Origin of the sequence: Sporosarcina sp. A2 (assembly GCF_050858885.1) — a bacterium.
Lineage (GTDB): Bacteria > Bacillota > Bacilli > Bacillales_A > Planococcaceae > Sporosarcina.
The window spans coordinates 729,223-747,375 of record NZ_CP193898.1; the positions used below are offsets into that span (position 1 = coordinate 729,223).

Consider the following 18,153-nt stretch of genomic DNA (forward strand, 5'->3'; position numbering starts at 1 on the left):
GGCACTTGTCGGGTAGGATTTTTCCTATGTGTATAGGTTGGATCGATAGGAGGAGAAAAATGGAATACAGTTACCCATTACGTGCGGATTGGTCTACAGAAGAAATTATGATTGTAACAGAATTTTTCACATGTGTAGAAAAAGCGATTGAAAAAGGAGTTGGTCGCGACCAACTGCTAAATGCGTATAATGTCTTTAAAAAGGTTGTCCCTTCGATGGCTGAAGAAAAAACGTTGTTTAAAGAATTCAAAGAAGCCAGCGGTTATGAGTGTTATAAAGTTGTCAAGAGAGCAAAAGAAAGTATGAGTGGAGATCTAATTAAAATGTGAAAACAAAAATCCAGTAATCCGCAGAACTTGCGAGTTACTGGATTTTTTACTTAGTAATACTTTTAGCCGATAACACAATCGTATACAGGCAAAAGCTTTTCAAAAGTTTCTTCTGCGAACCATAAAAAATCTTTTTCAGACAGCTCTGAGGCTTGATTGCGATTGAGGTGTCGACCTACTAAAAATTCAGCTTTCTTTACGTCGTGGAGACGTTCTAGCAATGGTGTGATGCCGTCATCACCAATTTTTTGAATTGGTTGTGCTCCGGGTTTCATGTGATCTCCTGAGACAACGAAGTCTTCTGGAAGGGATGTCAATACAGACAAGTTGTTTTGTAAGCGCTCGGAAATTCCTTTTTTATCGGGATTTTCATAAATTACAGCAAGTACGATGAATAAATGTGTACCCCAAAGGCCAATCTGAAAGTGAGGGAGCGCTTTATATCCTCGTTTAGCAGGAGCGAACGCAATCCAGCTATCTGATGGTGGATTTACTGTTCGTCTCGCATGCTTTGCTACATGGGGATAAAATTCACCTTTTCCATGCGCAGAGAGTAATGGAGTAAAAAGGTTACCTAGTTGTGAGAACTTTGGTTGAATCCGTTCTTGTAAAGCAGTCATTCGTGCATCTAATCCATCCACTTCAAAAACAGAAAAATCATTGTCTGTCCAAAATGTTTTAGTCAATTTCCAATCCTTCTCTCTTTTATCTACGTTTATCGGTGAGTACTTTGGGGAATAATTGAAGACAAGAGGACGAATTATCTAGCTGTCCAACTGATTCCCGCATATCTTATGGTAACAGGAAATTGCACATACTTTCAAAAAAAAGGGGTGTTTTCGATGAAACAAGTCGTTCATGTTATTCGTAAAGCTGATGTTGAAAAGGAATTTCTTAAAGTCTTGAATTTGGAATTGGATTATGAATTAGCAACTCTACATGATGCTTTGGAACAAGAGGATTCTAAACAAATTGGAAAAAGCAAAAAGAGGTTGTCCGAAATCCATAGCGAATTGGAGAAGTTGAATGGTTTTTAATGGATTAAATATACGCGAGTGTTAGTAAGGCGATTGGACATTGTTCTCTTTTAAGAGATCATGGACAGGAGCCTTTTTTGTTTTGACACCTTAGAGCTATGCTATACTTAGTGGAGATGAAATGGAGGGATTTGAGATGAATTGGGGAGCCATTGACCGTTATGCGAAATCATTAATCAAAGAAGCAGGCCAAAAAATAAAAAACTCATTCTTCACAGAGATAGAAATTAGCTCAAAATCATCAGTCAATGATCTTGTAACAAACATTGACAAGGAAATTGAACAGTTTTTCATCACGCGAATTCGAAGAGATTTCCCCCAACATCGAATTATGGGTGAGGAAGGATTTGGAGACACAATTGATTCGTTAGAGGGAATCATTTGGTTCTTAGATCCAATTGACGGTACCATGAACTTTGTTCATCAAAAGCGGAATTTCGCCATTTCGTTAGGCATCTATAAAGACGGTGTCGGGATGCTTGGTTATGTGTACGATGTTATGGCGGACGATCTATACGTTGCGTTGAAAGACGAAGGAGCGCACCTAAATGATGTTCGCCTCTCAGACTTAAATGACACGAACATTGAGCAAGCAATTATTGGCGTGAATGCAACTTGGGTGGCACCGAATCGGCATGTCGAACACGAGCCAATGATTGAACTTGTGAAAACCTGTAGAGGGACACGTTCCTATGGTTCAGCAGCACTTGAACTAATGCATGTTGCTACAGGAAGAGTCGATGCCTACGTGTCCATGAGGTTGTCTCCTTGGGACGTTGCAGGTGGAATAATTATCGCGAAAGAAGTGGGAGCCGTGTCGTCTACACTACGTGGAGAGTCGCTTGGACTGCTTCGCCAAGAAACTTTCATCGTTGCGAACTCGAGTATTCACCCTATATTACTTGAGAAATACATCCATTTAAAAAAGTGAAGGCCATTAAGTTATCCCTAATGATCTTCACTCATCTATTAAAGTAAGCCTTGTTCACGTAGCTTCTTTTTTGTTTTGAACCCATTGCCCATGATTAGTATAAGAGAAACAATGGCTGCAATCGCTAATAAAAAACTTTTTACGCCGACTGCAATTCCAATCATAAACATTGACAGAACGGCTCCCAATGCGTAGAGGACGAACACCCATTTGACATTTTTCAAAAAAAATACGCCTCCTGATAAAGTAATTCTTTTTTTCTCTAAGTATCTTGTGCTATAATAACACAGTTAATCAACTGAATAAAGACAGATGGAGTGAAATAATGACAAACACACGAAATGATCTTAGAAATATAGCTATTATTGCCCACGTTGACCATGGTAAAACAACATTAGTCGACCAATTATTGAAGCAATCCGGTATTTTCCGTTCAAATGAGCAAGTTGAAGAACGCGCAATGGACTCAAATGAGATCGAGCGTGAGCGTGGAATTACAATCCTTGCGAAAAATACTGCGATTGAATATGAAGATACTAAAATTAATATCTTGGACACACCAGGACACGCTGACTTCGGCGGAGAAGTAGAACGTATTCTTAAAATGGTTGACGGCGTAGTTTTAGTTGTTGATGCATTTGAAGGATGTATGCCACAAACACGTTTCGTATTGAAAAAAGCTCTTGAAATTAATTTGAAGCCAATCGTAGTTGTAAACAAAATCGACCGCGAATTTGCACGTCCTGAAGAAGTAGTTGATGAAGTACTTGAACTCTTCATCGAATTGGATGCAAACGATGAGCAGCTTGAATTCCCAGTTGTATTCGCTTCAGGATTCAATGGTACAGCTAGTCTTTCACCAGATCCAGCTGACCAAGAAGATACACTTAAAGTATTATACGAAGCAATTATTGAAAAAATCCCAGCTCCAATTGATAACCGTGAAGATGGTCTTCAGTTCCAAGTTTCTTTACTCGACTACAGCGATTATGTAGGACGTATCGGAATTGGACGTGTATTCCGCGGATCTATGAAAGTTGGACAACAAGTTAGTGTTATGAAACGTGACGGAGCCGTTAAAAACTTCCGTGTTACAAAAATGTATGGTTTCTTAGGGTTGAAGCGTATCGAAATCCAAGAAGCTTTTGCTGGTGATTTGATTGCTATTTCAGGTATGGACGATATTGATGTCGGTGAAACAGTTTGCCCAATCGACAATCAAGAAGCGTTGCCACTGTTACATGTCGATGAGCCTACATTACAAATGAAGTTCCTAGTGAACAACAGTCCGTTCGCTGGTCGCGAAGGTAAATGGGTTACTTCAAGAAAGATTGACGAACGTCTTCAACAGCAATTGCAAACAGACGTTTCTTTACGAGTAGATCCAACAGAAACTCCTGATGCATGGATGGTTTCTGGACGTGGAGAACTTCACTTGTCAATATTGATTGAAAACATGAGACGTGAAGGATTTGAACTTCAAGTTTCAAAGCCTGAAGTTATCGTTAAAACAATCGACGGCAAACGTTGTGAGCCAGTTGAAAATGTTCAAATTGACATTCCAGAAGAATATACGGGATCTGTTATTGAATCAATGGGTGAGCGTAAAGGCGAAATGCTTGATATGGTCAACAATGGTAATGGACAAGTTCGAATGACATTCCTTGTACCTGCTCGTGGATTGATTGGATATTCTACAGACTTCTTAACATTGACACGCGGTTACGGTATCATCAACCACTCATTCGATTCGTATAAGCCAATGTCATCTGAAAAAGTTGGCGGACGTCGCAATGGTGTTCTTGTTTCTATGGAAAACGGTAAAGTAACAGCTTATAGTGTTATGCAACTTGAAGACCGTGGAATCATGTTTGTTGAAGCTGGTACAGATATTTACGCAGGTATGGTTGTTGGTGAAAACACACGTGAAAGTGATATAACAATCAACCTAACACGTATTAAACACGCAACTAACGTTCGTTCTGCAACAAAAGACCAAACGGTTACAACTAAAAAACCTAAAATCATGACACTTGAAGAAGCTCTTCAATATGCGAGTGACGATGAGTATTGTGAAGTAACACCTGAATCGATTCGTCTTCGCAAGAAAATTCTTGATAAGAACGAACGTGAAAAGTCTCAGAAAAAGAGTAAATAAGCAAGTTAGAAAGGAATGTGTTGAATGAAGGTAGGGGATTCAGAGCTCGTAGCCACAAAGATGTCCGGCATCGCTAAGTTTGTATATGAAACGATGCCGAACTTTTCTTCTGCGGGCTACGTATTGTTCGCCCTCGTGTTTTTACTGGCGGCATTAGTGTATAAACTAGGGTTTGCTAGAAAAATAAAGCCATTGCAAAATCTTGTAATATATACGTTTTTGTTTATCGGCTGCCTTGTGCTAACGTTCTTGGCATTTTTCCTTCCAATTGTGGAAGGGTTAATTGTAGCCGCGCTAATTCTGATCATTTACAGAGTCCGTAGATTAAATGAACATCAAAAAGATCCAGTCGCATAATGCGGCTGGATCTTTTTAAAATTCATTTTCTGCTGGATGGGAACTTCTGCGGAATACAAAGTTTCCCGTTTCAATGCGCAATCTGGTTAATTCTCCGATGCGGTCTCTGCAAGAGGGACACATATAGGTATGAATTGGGCGATTGCGCAATTTCTTTGCGAGTGGATCTTCATCACTAAGTTTTCCGATTTCATCACACATTACACATTTTACACGCATCGGTGCACCTCTTTTCAGCTGATCCGAATTGCCGAAACATTGCGGATCGGGTTATTTCGAGTAGAGCCATCTTTTAGCAGTACATGAATCGGACCATCTTCTTTTAAAGGCTTGCCTTCTAAACTGAATTGGAAGAGCAAGTTTGCTGCGTCTTCAATAGGAAAGTCATACTCACCATCAGCAGTTTCAAAAATAATTGTCGTCGCATCAGCTGCTGGAATTGCATTTTTAAGGAAAGGTTCAAAAATAATTCCGAAAGTGCCTGTTAGCATTTTTTGCTTTTCATATTTCTTTTCAGATTTTAGCGTTGGAGGAAATGTCGAGCCTTCCATGATCTCGCGCGACCAATGTTTACCCATTCTTTCTTTGTAATTTTCCATCTCATCGAACTCTTCTACTTCTGTTATGAAGTATGTATCTAAATCAAGACGTCTGTCGTCAAAAATCCAGACAGTTGGATCCAACGTGATTGTGTGCTTCACATTTCCTTTAATCGGTACAATTGTTTCCAAAGTAAATCCCCCTAGTTCATTCGTTTCTAGTTTCTAGTATACCTGTTTTGTATCGGAATCGAAAGCCATCTGACTATTAGTCAAGTGACCTGCGCGAGAATAACTTGCATTTTGAGCTTTATAAAGCTACAATTTAGTCTATAGCAGCTTGCTGAAATAAGAGTAATGGGGGGCGTCCTCATGGATATAGAAGTACAGGAAACTTATCAGGAGAAAGCCATATTGCAGCTGCAGGCGGATGCAGAACGAATTGCACAGCTCATTAAAGTGCAGATGGACCATTTAACGATGCCACAATGTCCTTTGTATGAGGAAGTTTTGGATACACAAATGTATGGACTGTCTCGTGAAATCGACTTTGCTGTAAAGCTTGGTCTTATTGAGCGAGAGCGCGGAAAGAACATTCTTTCAGTGTTAGAGAAAGAAATGAACATCCTACATGAACTTAGCATAAAAAAATAAACAAAAGACTCAAACTATCCAAAGTTTGAGTTTTTTCTTTACAGATACGAGGGATATTCTTGAAAAGTTACGCAAAGCGGCTGTTTCGCCATTTTGATTTCCCATTATTTTTTACATATTTAGTGCTCTTACTATTTGGACTTGTAATGGTTTACAGTTCAAGCATGGTGTGGGCCGTAAACCGTTATGGTTGGGAGCCTGATTATTTTTTTAATCAGCAACTAACGAGCGTTATCATCGCGATATTCGCCTTCTTTTTCACAGCTTTTCTTCCTTACAAATTATACCGTAAGAAGTACTTCATGGTGATTTCTGTTGCTGTCATGCTCGGATTGCTGTTTCTCGTCCATTTAATTGGATTTGGTGGTGCAGTAGGTTCGCAGAGTTGGATTCAGCTACCTATAGGTAGTTTACAACCATCGGAACTAGCTAAAATTGTTATGATCATTTATTTTGCAGGTGTGTTTGCAAATAAGTACCAGGCAGGAACCATCAATAGCATCAATACAGCGATTGTGCCGCCTGTTGCTATTTTGGGGATAGCTGTTGCTTCTGTAATGTCAGAAACTGATATCGGGGCAACTTTTATCATTATCACAACTTCATTATGCGTAATGGCTGCGAGTGGTATTAATCTTAAAACGTTCGGAAAGTTAAGTGTCTTTGTTGCGGGGATTTTAGTACTCGTTGCAATCTTTTTATACTTCTCTTGGGATTCTGTGATGACAGGAAGCCGTCTGGGGCGCTTCACAGCCTATAAAGATCCATTTGCTTACATCCAAGGATCAGGCTTACAGATTGTAAATGGGTACATTGCAATCGGTGCTGGAGGCTTATTTGGCCTAGGACTCGGGAACTCTGTTCAGAAAATGGGGTACTTACCTGAGCCACATACAGATTTCATTATGGCGATTATTTCTGAGGAACTAGGTGTTTTTGGAACGATTCTTGTGATAGGTGGATTAGGATTTTTAGTAATTCGCGCATTTACTATCGCCTTAAAGACTCATGACCCGCATGCAAGAATGCTTGCATCTGGTATTGGAGCGTTAATTGGTATTCAAACATTTGTTAATTTGGGTGGATTAACAGGCTTAATTCCACTAACAGGGGTCACCTTACCCTTTATTAGTTATGGCGGAACTTCGATTATTCTGTTATCTTTAGCTTTAGGAATATTGATGAATGTTTCAATGTTCACTAGATATGAGAAAAACAAATAGAAAAGGGCGTGCCTAAGGTGGAAATGAAATCCATTAAAAAGATTCTGGTTGCGAACCGTGGGGAAATTGCAATTCGTATTTTCAGAGCATGTACAGAACTTCAAATTCCAACAGTGGGAATTTATTCTGCAGAAGACCGTGGATCATTTCATCGCTATAAAGCAGATGAATCGTATCTAATTGGTGAAGGCAAGAAACCAATCGATGCGTATCTAGATATCGATGGGATTATTGAAATCGCTAAACGATCAGGTGCCAATGCAGTCCATCCTGGCTATGGCTTCTTAGCAGAGAATGAAGAATTTGCTGCACGACTCGAAAAAGAAGGAATTATTTTTATTGGACCGACTTCTCGTCATCTAGAGATGTTTGGCGACAAAGTGAAAGCACGTTCACAAGCGATACAAGCAGGTATTCCAGTCATTCCGGGCACAGATGGTCCAGTCAACTCTATTGAAGAAGTTGCGGCATTCGGTACATCACATGGCTACCCAATTATTATTAAAGCATCACTTGGTGGTGGAGGACGAGGTATGCGAATTGTCGAGCATGCCGATGAAGTTCAAGAAGCCTACAATCGCGCAAAATCCGAAGCAAAATCTGCATTTGGATCTGATGAGGTATATGTAGAGAAACTAATTAGAGAACCTAAACATATTGAGGTACAGATTTTAGGTGACACGCATGGTAATATCGTTCATTTGTATGAGCGGGATTGTTCTGTTCAACGTCGTCATCAAAAACTTGTGGAAATTGCACCGTCTATTTCGTTATCTGACGAACTCAGACAATCAATTTGTGATTCTGCAGTTAAACTTATGGCAAACGTAAGTTACATAAATGCAGGTACCGTTGAATTCTTAGTCGCAAATGATGAGTTTTATTTTATAGAAGTGAATCCACGTATCCAGGTTGAGCACACGATTTCAGAAATGGTTACAGGAATCGATATCGTTCATACACAGATTTTTATTGCTGATGGGGAAAATCTTCATACCGGACAAGCTGCAGTTCCTGTTCAAGAAGACATACCGTTATTCGGATACGCAATCCAAGCTCGTGTGACTACAGAAGACCCGTTGAATGATTTCATGCCAGATACAGGGAAGCTATCGGTCTATCGCTCAGGTGGTGGATTTGGAGTTCGTTTAGATGCAGGGAATGGTTTCCAAGGCGCTGTGATTACTCCATACTATGATTCTTTACTAGTGAAAGTATCAACATGGGGAATGACATTTAGGGAAGCTGCTTCGAAAATGGATAGAAACTTACAAGAGTTCCGAATCCGAGGTATTAAAACCAATATTCCTTTCCTTGCGAATGTTGTCCGTCACGAGAGCTTTTTAACTGGTGATTATTCGACTAGTTTCATAGATGCGGCACCTGAACTTTTCGATTTCCCGGTTAGAAAAGACCGCGGAACTAAAGTACTGAATTATCTTGGGACAATTACAGTTAATGGATTCCCAGGAATCGGACGTCAGTCTAAGCCGGTTTTTGCTGTTCCACGTAAACCTGAAGTTGACTTGTCACTTCCACCAAAACAAGGCACAAAGCAAATCTTGGATGAAAGAGGCCCTGACGGTTTAGCGAAATGGGTCAAAGAGCAAGAAGAAGTTCTGCTGACGGATACGACTTTCCGTGATGCCCACCAGTCATTATTGGCTACGCGTGTTCGTACGGCTGATATGACGAACATCGCTGCAGAGTCAGCTCGTCTAATGCCTGATCTATTCTCTTTCGAAATGTGGGGAGGAGCAACATTTGACGTTTCTTACCGCTTCTTAAAAGAAGATCCATGGGAGCGTTTAGCATCGCTTCGTAAAGAAATCCCAAACGTGTTGTTCCAGATGCTGTTTAGAGGAGCAAACGCCGTCGGGTATAAAAACTATCCCGATAATGTAATTCGGGAATTTGTAAAAGAGTCAGCTGATGCAGGGATCGATGTCTTCCGAATATTTGATAGCTTGAACTGGATCAAAGGGATGGAAGTTGCGATTGATGCTGTTCGTTCAGAAGGTAAAGTTGCAGAAGCTGCACTTTGTTACACAGGGGATGTTTTAGATCCGATGCGTACAAAGTATACGATTTCGTATTATAAAGAGATGGCTAAGGAACTTGAAAACGCTGGGGCACATATATTGTCCTTGAAAGATATGGCGGGGTTACTAAAGCCCGAAGCTGCATATCAACTTATTTCTGAGTTAAAGGCAACTGTAGATATTCCGATTCACTTACATTCTCATGATACGAGCGGAAACGGAATCGCTATGTACACACGTGCAATTGAAGCAGGTGTAGACATTGTTGATACAGCGCTTGGTGCGATGTCTGGACTTACTTCTCAGCCTTCAGCTAACTCGCTCTATTATGCACTGCAGTATGGTAAGCGTGGTGTGCGTACAGATGTGAAAGCGTTGGAAGAGTTATCGTTTTACTGGGAAGACGTTCGGGAGTATTATGCTCACTTTGAAAGTGGCATGATCAGTCCGCATTCAGAAGTTTATGTTCATGAAATGCCAGGTGGCCAATACTCGAACTTGCAGCAACAAGCAAAAGGAGTCGGACTCGGTAACCGTTGGAAAGAAGTAAAAGAAATGTTCTCTCGTGTCAATATGCTATTTGGAGATATTGTAAAAGTGACTCCTTCGTCCAAAGTTGTGGGAGATATGGCGTTATTTATGGTCCAGAATGAGTTGGATGAAGACGCTGTGATTTCGAGAGGAGATTCCATAGACTTCCCAGAATCAGTTATTGAATTTTTCGAAGGATATATCGGCCAACCTTATGGAGGATTCCCTGAGAAACTTCAGCAAGTTGTCTTGAAAGGTCGAAAGCCTTTAACTGTGCGACCAGGTGAGTTGCTCGAACCGGTTGATTTTGCACAGGTTATTGAAAAGCTTAATGGAGAACTTGAAAAACCCGCAACGATGCATGATGCACTAGCATATGCTCTGTATCCAAAAGTCTTTGAAGAATACATGGCGATGAATAAAGACTTTGGCAATCTGTCAGTCATTCAAACACCTGAATTTCTATACGGTATGAGACTCGGAGAAGAGATTGAGGTAGAGATTGAAGTAGGAAAGACACTCATTGTCAAGCTTGTTTCAATTGGAGAACCACAAGCCGATGGCACACGAGTCGTCTACTTCGAGTTGAATGGTCAGCCTCGTGAAGTGATTATTCAAGATGTTAGTGTTGAAACTGATATGGTGAAAAAGCAAAAGGCTGATCCAGGAAATGATGCTCACATTGCTGCAACGATGCCAGGTACTGTGCTCCAGCTTGCTGTTGCAAAAGGAGATCGTGTGCGACGCGGACAGCATTTATTAATCACTGAAGCGATGAAGATGGAAACGACAATTCAAACACCATATGACGGTATAGTCAAAGAGATTCATGTGGCTCCGGGTGAGGCAATATCAACTGGTGATTTGTTAATAGAGTTGGAGCATTAAGAGACTTTTTTCGAGGTAGAGTAAGTGTGAAGCACTTGGAATGATTGAAGTGATCATAAAAGCTGGAAAGCGCTCATAACCCATGGAAAGTGATTATAAAAGCTGAAAAGCGCTCATAACCCACCACACAAACAAAAGAACAGCCGCTCGGTTTATGCCGGGCGGCTGTTCTTTTACTTTATTTACGGATGCGGACTCTTGATAGTAGAAGAATCATGTACGTGAGTAAGCCGAAGAGTAACGTCACGAACAACGAGTGAAGCAATGCAATCGTTAAGTTCAATCTAGTGAAGACTGAGAGCATTCCTGTCGTAGCCTGTGCTAGTACAAGTATCATTGCAGTCGACCAGCCCCATACTAAAACTTTTTGTCCACGATAGTTACGGAGCACGTGAATTGCAATGTAGACTAGCCAGACAACAATTAATGCAGCAGCTGCCCTGTGTCCCATCTGTACCCATTCATTTAGATTGGAAGGGAGTTCAAAACGGTCATTTCTACAGAGTGGCCAATCCGCGCAAGCAAGACTGGATTCCGTGTGACGTACAAGTGCACCTGTGTAGATCACAAGATACGAGTATACGGTCACGCCAATTGTGTGGAACTTCAGCTTACGTCCAACTTGGATTTTATCAGCATCAAACTTTTTGTCCACTTCGAATACCAGGAGTGTTAAAAGTAAAACTGCTGAGAATGATATTAAAGAGATTCCGAAATGCAGTGCGAGGATGAAATCCCCTTGGCCCCATTTAACTTGTGCTGCTCCAATTAGCGCTTGCAAGATAAGGAAGAACACGGCCATAATTGATAGGAATTTGGTTTCCCTAACATGTCCGATTGCTTTCCATGACCATACTGCTAAAATTACTATTAGAATTCCGACAGCACCAGTAACGAGACGATGAGAAAACTCGATGAGTACTTCTGCGGTGATCTCGTCAGGAATTAGTTGTCCATTACAGCCTGGCCAATGTCTGCCGCAGCCCATCCCGCTGTCTGTTTTCGTAACGAGCGCACCGCCAAGCATGATTAGCAGCATCCCGATTGTTGCAGCTACCGCAAACCATTTCAAGTAGTTATATCGTTTCAAACAAAGACACCTTCTTTTATGAAATGTCGACCGGTTAAAAAGGCCTCTAGTTATTAATGATAGAGAATTGGTGCTTAAAACACAATGGCATATACGAAGAACGCGTCAAGAAGTTCCTTTCTTCACAAAATGTTCATAAAAAAGACCAGATAACTTCACAAATGGCAGTGAGTAATGATTTACTATAGAGTATGCACTGTATAATTCCATGAGAGAGTGTGCAATTCTATACAAATTGCTAATTTGTATAGAAATTGTGAAGGAATTTCGATATAGTTAAGTACAGCGGTCATTTTTAACCGGCTTTGAAAGGGGGAGTCAAATGTCAAACAGTCGTACGACTGCTGCGCAGACGGTACCTGAAACTGTAATTGCACCAACATTTTTAAAGGACTTTTTAGCACTTATTAAGATTGGTATTGTGAACTCAAACTTAATAACTGCATTTACAGGTATCTTCCTGGCATTCCAGTTTGCCAACATTAATTTTGTACATAGACTGGATCTTATGATTTCTACGCTATTCGGCACTGCCTTGATCATAGCAGGTTCTGCAGCACTTAATAACTTGATTGATCGAGATATCGATCCGATTATGACGCGCACACGAACACGGCCGACTGTAACGGGACGCTTTAAAGCTCCTGCTGTACTTGCGATGGCATTAGGGTTCATTGCGGTGGGGGAAGGCTTATTATTCTCAGCCAACGTCACTACAGGTCTTCTAGGGTTTGCTGGTGTATTCAGTTATGTTGTGTTGTATTCAATGTGGTCGAAACGTCGACACGTTTCTAACACAATTGTCGGTAGCTTGTCTGGAGCTATACCACCACTTATTGGGTGGGCGGCAGTAGATCCGTCACTTGGATTTGGTGCTTGGGCACTGTTCCTTATTATGTTTGTCTGGCAGCCGCCTCATTTCTATGCGCTTGCTATGAAAAAGACAGAAGAATATAGGGCAGCTGGTATCCCGATGTTACCTGTCGTTAAAGGATTTGCTCGCACAAAGAAATCGATGCTTGCATGGGTTGTGCTGCTATTTCCTCTACCATTTTTATTAAGTGAATTAGGAACTGCGTTTCTGATCTTAGCAACTGTATTAAACGCAGGTTGGTTATTCCTCGCTATTAGAGGGTTCAGTGCGAAAGACGACTTGAAATGGGCGATGTCCATGTTCATCTATTCATTGAATTACATGACCATTTTATTTGTCTCGATGATTATCTTTTCGATTTTCATCTAACTGCTTGGAATTCTTTCTTTGACAGGAATTCATTATAGAGAGGTTTACACGCCTCGATGGAAGAAAACACTATTAGAAAGAGAGGGATTATGAAGCGATGATGAAAGGACTCAAAAAATGGCGTCTCTTTACTTTGTTAGCTGTTCTGACTGTATTTTTATCAGGATGTGGCCAACAGGAACTATCCACGCTTCTACCGGCTGGTCAGGTAGGTAAAGATCAGTTTAAATTACTGATGCTTTCTTCAGGTATTATGTTGTTCGTCATTCTTGTTGTAGTCGTAATTTATGTAGTAGCACTGATTCGTTTCAGACGTTCGAAATTAGGCGATGATTTCATTCCTGAACAGGTTGAAGGAAGTCAGAAATTGGAGCTCGTTTGGACAATCATTCCAATTCTCCTCCTTATCGTCCTTGCTGTCCCTACCGTGTACTACACGTATAAACTTGGGGATGTAAAAGCAATGGAAGAAGTCGATGACGATGGGAATGCAAAACACCTTGTTGTTGACGTAACAGCTAAGCTATATTGGTGGGAGTTTGAATACCCTGAGCTTGGAATTATAACGGCTCAAGAATTAGTAGTACCAACAAAAGAAAAAGTTTACTTTAACTTGAAAGCCGCTGATGTAAAGCACTCCTTCTGGATTCCTGCAATCGGTGGTAAGTTGGATACGAACGTTGAAAACTTAAATAAGTTCTATCTGACTTTCGATATGGAATCAGAAGGCCTTAAAGATGGAGTTTTCTATGGTAAGTGTGCGGAGCTTTGTGGACCATCTCACTCACTAATGGACTTTAAAGTGAAAACTTTACCACGTGATGAGTTCGACGCATGGGCGAAAAGTATGCAAGGTACTAAAGATGGTAACGTAGTTGCAAACGCAGCCGGCGAAGAAGTCTTTAAACAAAGTTGTATCGGTTGTCACGCGACTTCAGGAGCTGGTGAAGGTGGATCACAAGGTCCTAATCTTGCAGCATTCGGAGATCGTAACCGTGTAGCTGGTTTCTTAGAACACGACGAAGAACATTTAAAAGAGTGGATTAAGAATCCACAAAAAGTAAAACCGGGCAACATAATGCCTTCTTTTGAAAATCAGCTTTCTGAGCAAGAATTAGATGATTTAGCTGAATACTTGCTTGGCTTGTCTGTAGAGCAGTAATATACGTAATTAGATATTGAAGAGGAGGTAAAACAACGTGAGTTCTGTTGCTCAAAAAAGAGGATTCGGCGCGGCATTTTGGGATTGGATGACAACTGTCGACCATAAGAAGATCGGAATTCTTTACCTCATTGGCGGCGGTTTCTTCTTCGTCGTCGGTGGTATTGAAGCGATGATTATTCGTCTCCAGCTGTTAAAGCCGAACAACGACCTAGTAAGTGCGGGTCTATATAATGATTTAATCACAATGCATGGTACAACCATGATTTTCCTAGCTGCCATGCCAATATTATTTGGATTTATGAACTATATTATGCCACTGCAAATTGGTGCGCGTGATGTTGCGTTCCCATTCATCAACTCGTTAGGGTTCTGGATGTTCTTCTTCGGAGGATTGTTCCTGAACGTTTCATGGTTTGTTGGGCAAGTACCTGATGCTGGATGGACATCTTATGCATCTTTATCACTTGCTTCTACTGGACACGGAATTGACTTCTATGCAATCGGTCTCCAAATTGCAGGTGGTGGTACGCTGATGGCCGGGATTAACTTCCTCGTCACAATTATTAATATGCGTGCTCCGGGTATGACGTATATGAGGATGCCATTGTTTACATGGACGACATTCGTCGCTTCGGCAATGATCCTTTTCGCATTCCCACCACTTACAGTCGGTTTGTTCTTCTTAACATTCGACCGTATGTTTGGCGGTAACTTCTTCGATCATACGATGGGTGGAAACACAATCATCTGGGAGCATATTTTCTGGATATTTGGTCACCCTGAAGTATATATCTTGATTTTACCTGCCTTCGGTATTTTCTCTGAGATCTTCTCAATTTTCTCTCGTAAACGTCTTTTCGGATATCCGGCGATGGTATTTGCGACAGTATTGATTGGTTTCTTAGGATTCATGGTTTGGGCTCACCACATGTTTACAGTGGGACTTGGACCAACAGCAAACGCAATCTTCGCAGTAGCGACGATGGCAATTGCAGTACCAACAGGTGTTAAAATCTTTAACTGGCTTCTTACGATCTGGGGCGGAAGTATTTCCGTTACGACTCCTATGCTTTATGCACTTGGGTTCATCCCATCATTCGTAATGGGTGGTGTTACTGGAGTTATGCAAGGTGCTGCACCTCTCGACTATCAGTTACACGACAGTTATTTCATTGTTGCTCACTTCCACTACGTAATCGTTGGTGGGGTAGTGCTTGCGATCCTAGCAGGTGTACACCTTTACTGGCCAAAAATGTTTGGAACAATGCTTAATGAAACACTTGGTAAAATTACTTTCTGGTTCTTCTTTATTGGATTCCATTGTACATTCCTTATCCAGCACTGGCTTGGATTCTGGGGTATGCCACGTCGTGTTTGGACATATATGGACGGACAAGGCTGGAATACAGCGAACCTCATCAGTTCGGTTGGTGCGTTATTAATGGCTATTGGTGTTATTGTATTAGTTTACAACATCATCATTACAACAGTTAAAAATGTACGTGTTGGAAATGATCCATGGGGCGACGGACGTACGCTTGAATGGGCAATACCTTCACCACCACCGTTCTACAACTTTACACAAACTCCACTCGTTCGTGGACTTGATACATTTTGGATTGAAAAGCAAGAAGGCAACAAAACTGGTCTTACCTTTGCTGAGCCAGTAACTGATATTCATATGCCGAATGGTTCAATTATTCCATTCTTAATGACATTCGGTTTATTCATCGCTGGATTTGGTGCAATGTTCCACAGTGAAACATCATGGGGACTTCCACTTCTCATCTTTGGTCTTGCATGGACATTCGTATCCATGGCAGCACGTTCGTTACAAGATGATCTTGGGTTCCACGTAACAAAAGAAGAGATTCTGCGTGATATGAATCGTAAAGGGGGTCAAAACTGATGGATTTGAATAAAAAATTCACTCCGGAAACTTGGCCGGAACACCCTGAGCGTGCAACACTTGAAGCAAAAAACAAGTTTGTTGGATTCTGGCTCTTCCTTGGTGGAGAGACGATTCTATTCGCAACATTATTTGCAACTTACATGGCGTTGAAGAATAAAGGACCAAGCGGTTTCGGATTTTCAACACAAGAACTTTACCAGCTTCCACTAGTATTTGTTATGACGTTGTTACTTTTGACTTCATCACTTACAAGTGTGTATGCGATGTACCACATGAAAAATTACAACTTTAAGAAAATGCAACTATGGTTAGCCATTACAGCATTCCTTGGACTTTGCTTCCTAGGACTTGAAGTTTACGAGTTTACTCACTATGTAAAAGAAGGCTTTACATTTGGCAATAGTGCATTTAGTTCAGCATTCTTCACTCTTGTTGGAACTCACGGTTTCCACGTAGCAATCGGTCTTGTATGGGTAACTTTGTTACTTTTCCGTAATGGAAAACGTGGATTGAACCTGTATAATGCAACTAAGTACTATACTTTTTCACTTTACTGGCACTTCATTGACGTCGTATGGGTATTCATCTTTACGGTAGTTTACTTGATGGGAGTGATCGGATAACATGTCAGAAGTACAAATGTACAATAGAACCCCTATTGAACAGGATCTTTATATCCGCCGTTCAAAGGAAACTATGCGTGGTCAGATTATGATGTTCTCACTCATGATCTTCATGACACTTGTCTCGTTTACATTCGTCGTGGCTTATCAGCAAGGAGTAGAAGGATTTACGAAGTATTTACTCGTTCCTGTCCTTTTCCTCTTTGCAGCAGTTCAAGTAGGATTGCAGTTGTTCTATTTCATGCACATGAAAGATAAGGGACATGGTATTCCTCAAATGTTCATGTTTACAGGAGCTGTGTTTGCTTTCCTAATTCCACTGACTTTCGCTACAATCGTTTGGTGGTAAGCTTTTAAAAACCTTTGATCTAGGCAATTTCCTAGATCAGAGGTTTTTATTTTTTTTCGATGTCAAAGAACGTTCATTGTGTTACCAACTAGAACAGCCTATAATGGGGAAAGAACTTATAAAAGGAGCTGGGGCACTTGCCGTTAAGTATATTTGGCTTCCGCGCTTTATGGAGTCCATATTTTTTAATATTTCTTGTCCTCTTGACTGTCTTATATTTTTTATTGACGAAAAAGTGGAGATCGCATTTTGAAGGAACTGAAGCTGTCACTACTCGACAAATCACTGTCTTCCTAACTGCGATTGTACTGTTGTATATTGTAAAAGGTTCTCCGATGGATTTAATGGGTCATATTCTGTTTTCTGTACATATGGGACAGATGGCACTATTGCTCTTAGTGATTGCGCCGCTATTAATCATCGGAATTCCGAACTTTTTATGGAAAAGAGTTTTTAGTTATCCGAAGGTAGCTGCTGTTATCCGTTTCTTCACAAAACCGGTTATTAGCTTAGTTGCTTTTACGATTATGTTTTCTTTGAATCACTATCCACTGGTTTTGGATACGATTAAACTCAGCTTACCGTTGCATACAGCCTTTACACTGACGCTCTTCCTATCTGCGCTGTTCTTATGGTGGCCGATTTTCAATACACTGCCTGGAGAGCCACAGTTACATGGATTAAAAAAGATTGGCTATGTTATGTTAAGTGCAATTCTTTTAACGCCCGCGTGCTCACTAATTATCTTCGCGGATGTCCCTGTATATGAAACGTATAGAAGTGGAGAAGCATGGCTTCAAGCGATGGCGCTTTGTGTGCCAGCGGGTACATTGTCTGGATTAACGATTTCAGGACCTGAATTATTCACGAGTATGCCGACCCTTTATGATCAGCAACTTGGTGGAATTATTATGAAAGTCATTCAGGAATTGTTGTACGTATTCATCATCGGTAAGATTTTCATTACTTGGTATAGAGATGAACAAGAAAATGCAGATGAAATTACACGTCAAGATTTGATCAATCGCAAGAAATTAACTGCACACGGCTGATCAACTATCTGAATAGAAATGGAGAAAGAT

General features: G+C 40.8%; 19 protein-coding genes. 14 read left to right on the plus strand and 5 right to left on the minus strand.

The genetic code is table 11. From position 1 onward, the window contains the following. The first annotated feature begins 59 nt into the window (after nt 1-59). Nucleotides 60-329, plus strand: coding sequence for a UPF0223 family protein (locus ACRPI0_RS03220; protein ID WP_432354835.1), 270 nt, complete (start codon nt 60-62; stop codon nt 327-329). Nucleotides 330-391: 62 nt separating this feature from the next. On the opposite strand, the gene ACRPI0_RS03225 is transcribed toward ACRPI0_RS03220, so the two are convergent. Then, nucleotides 392-1,015 carry a YktB family protein gene (locus ACRPI0_RS03225; RefSeq protein WP_432354836.1) on the minus strand — a complete coding sequence of 208 codons (624 nt, stop codon included), beginning with the start codon at nt 1,013-1,015 and terminating at the stop codon, nt 392-394. A gap of 156 nt (nt 1,016-1,171) precedes the next feature. Between ACRPI0_RS03225 and ACRPI0_RS03230 the strand changes: the two genes are divergently transcribed. Together ACRPI0_RS03230 and ACRPI0_RS03235 are read left to right on the plus strand one after the other, a co-directional pair. Then, nucleotides 1,172-1,366, plus strand: a complete 195-nt coding sequence (locus tag ACRPI0_RS03230) for a hypothetical protein (protein WP_432354838.1) — start codon at nt 1,172-1,174, stop codon at nt 1,364-1,366. 136 nt (nt 1,367-1,502) lie between these two features. After that, a complete protein-coding gene (locus tag ACRPI0_RS03235) occupies nt 1,503-2,297 on the plus strand; it encodes an inositol monophosphatase family protein (protein WP_432354839.1) in 795 nt (264 codons plus the stop codon). 38 nt (nt 2,298-2,335) lie between these two features. Here the strand turns inward: ACRPI0_RS03235 and ACRPI0_RS03240 are convergent, their stop codons facing one another. Continuing rightward, a complete protein-coding gene (locus ACRPI0_RS03240; protein WP_323692786.1) occupies nt 2,336-2,521 on the minus strand; it encodes a YlaF family protein in 186 nt (61 codons plus the stop codon). A gap of 101 nt (nt 2,522-2,622) precedes the next feature. Here ACRPI0_RS03240 and typA point away from each other — a divergent pair, with 101 nt between their 5' ends. Next, complete coding sequence (gene typA, locus ACRPI0_RS03245; protein WP_432354840.1) at nt 2,623-4,455, plus strand: translational GTPase TypA; 1,833 nt, start codon at nt 2,623-2,625, stop codon at nt 4,453-4,455. Nucleotides 4,456-4,479: 24 nt separating this feature from the next. Next, nucleotides 4,480-4,812: a YlaH-like family protein gene (locus ACRPI0_RS03250; protein WP_432354841.1), complete on the plus strand. Its 333-nt coding sequence runs from the start codon at nt 4,480-4,482 to the stop codon at nt 4,810-4,812. A 15-nt stretch (nt 4,813-4,827) separates the two neighbouring features. On the opposite strand, the gene ACRPI0_RS03255 is transcribed toward ACRPI0_RS03250, so the two are convergent. Beyond that, the gene (locus ACRPI0_RS03255; protein WP_432354842.1) at nt 4,828-5,031 is read right to left on the minus strand and encodes a YlaI family protein; all 204 of its coding nucleotides are present in this window, start codon (nt 5,029-5,031) and stop codon (nt 4,828-4,830) included. 14 nt (nt 5,032-5,045) lie between these two features. Beyond that, on the minus strand, nt 5,046-5,543 hold the full coding sequence (locus ACRPI0_RS03260) for a peptidyl-prolyl cis-trans isomerase (RefSeq protein ID WP_432354843.1): 498 nt from the start codon (nt 5,541-5,543) through the stop codon (nt 5,046-5,048). Between the two features lie 180 nt (nt 5,544-5,723). On the opposite strand from ACRPI0_RS03260, the gene ACRPI0_RS03265 reads away from it, so the two are divergent. Genes ACRPI0_RS03265 through pyc form a run of 3 tightly spaced genes read left to right on the plus strand, consistent with a single transcriptional unit; the run spans nt 5,724 to nt 10,689 of the window. Further along, nucleotides 5,724-6,005 carry a DUF1507 family protein gene (locus ACRPI0_RS03265; protein ID WP_432354844.1) on the plus strand — a complete coding sequence of 94 codons (282 nt, stop codon included), beginning with the start codon at nt 5,724-5,726 and terminating at the stop codon, nt 6,003-6,005. A 59-nt stretch (nt 6,006-6,064) separates the two neighbouring features. After that, on the plus strand, nt 6,065-7,228 hold the full coding sequence (locus ACRPI0_RS03270; protein ID WP_432354845.1) for an FtsW/RodA/SpoVE family cell cycle protein: 1,164 nt from the start codon (nt 6,065-6,067) through the stop codon (nt 7,226-7,228). 23 nt (nt 7,229-7,251) lie between these two features. Next, nucleotides 7,252-10,689, plus strand: coding sequence for a pyruvate carboxylase (gene pyc / locus ACRPI0_RS03275; protein WP_432354846.1), 3,438 nt, complete (start codon nt 7,252-7,254; stop codon nt 10,687-10,689). 178 nt (nt 10,690-10,867) lie between these two features. On the opposite strand, the gene ACRPI0_RS03280 is transcribed toward pyc, so the two are convergent. Then, nucleotides 10,868-11,779, minus strand: coding sequence for a COX15/CtaA family protein (locus tag ACRPI0_RS03280; protein ID WP_432354847.1), 912 nt, complete (start codon nt 11,777-11,779; stop codon nt 10,868-10,870). A gap of 322 nt (nt 11,780-12,101) precedes the next feature. Between ACRPI0_RS03280 and cyoE the strand changes: the two genes are divergently transcribed. The 6 genes from cyoE (at nt 12,102) to ctaG (ending at nt 18,123) form a co-directional block, all read left to right on the plus strand. Continuing rightward, nucleotides 12,102-13,022 carry a heme o synthase gene (gene cyoE, locus ACRPI0_RS03285; RefSeq protein ID WP_432354848.1) on the plus strand — a complete coding sequence of 307 codons (921 nt, stop codon included), beginning with the start codon at nt 12,102-12,104 and terminating at the stop codon, nt 13,020-13,022. A 97-nt stretch (nt 13,023-13,119) separates the two neighbouring features. Next, on the plus strand, nt 13,120-14,184 hold the full coding sequence (gene coxB, locus ACRPI0_RS03290) for a cytochrome c oxidase subunit II (RefSeq protein ID WP_432354850.1): 1,065 nt from the start codon (nt 13,120-13,122) through the stop codon (nt 14,182-14,184). Between the two features lie 37 nt (nt 14,185-14,221). Next, on the plus strand, nt 14,222-16,096 hold the full coding sequence (gene ctaD, locus ACRPI0_RS03295; RefSeq protein ID WP_432354851.1) for a cytochrome c oxidase subunit I: 1,875 nt from the start codon (nt 14,222-14,224) through the stop codon (nt 16,094-16,096). Continuing rightward, a complete protein-coding gene (locus ACRPI0_RS03300; RefSeq protein ID WP_432354853.1) occupies nt 16,096-16,722 on the plus strand; it encodes a cytochrome c oxidase subunit 3 in 627 nt (208 codons plus the stop codon). The genes ctaD and ACRPI0_RS03300 overlap by 1 nt, the downstream gene beginning before the upstream one ends. Before the next feature lies 1 nt (nt 16,723). Next, a complete protein-coding gene (locus tag ACRPI0_RS03305) occupies nt 16,724-17,071 on the plus strand; it encodes a cytochrome C oxidase subunit IV family protein (protein WP_432354854.1) in 348 nt (115 codons plus the stop codon). Nucleotides 17,072-17,274: 203 nt separating this feature from the next. Then, nucleotides 17,275-18,123: a cytochrome c oxidase assembly factor CtaG gene (gene ctaG / locus ACRPI0_RS03310; RefSeq protein ID WP_432354855.1), complete on the plus strand. Its 849-nt coding sequence runs from the start codon at nt 17,275-17,277 to the stop codon at nt 18,121-18,123. The last annotated feature ends 30 nt before the right edge of the window (nt 18,124-18,153 follow it).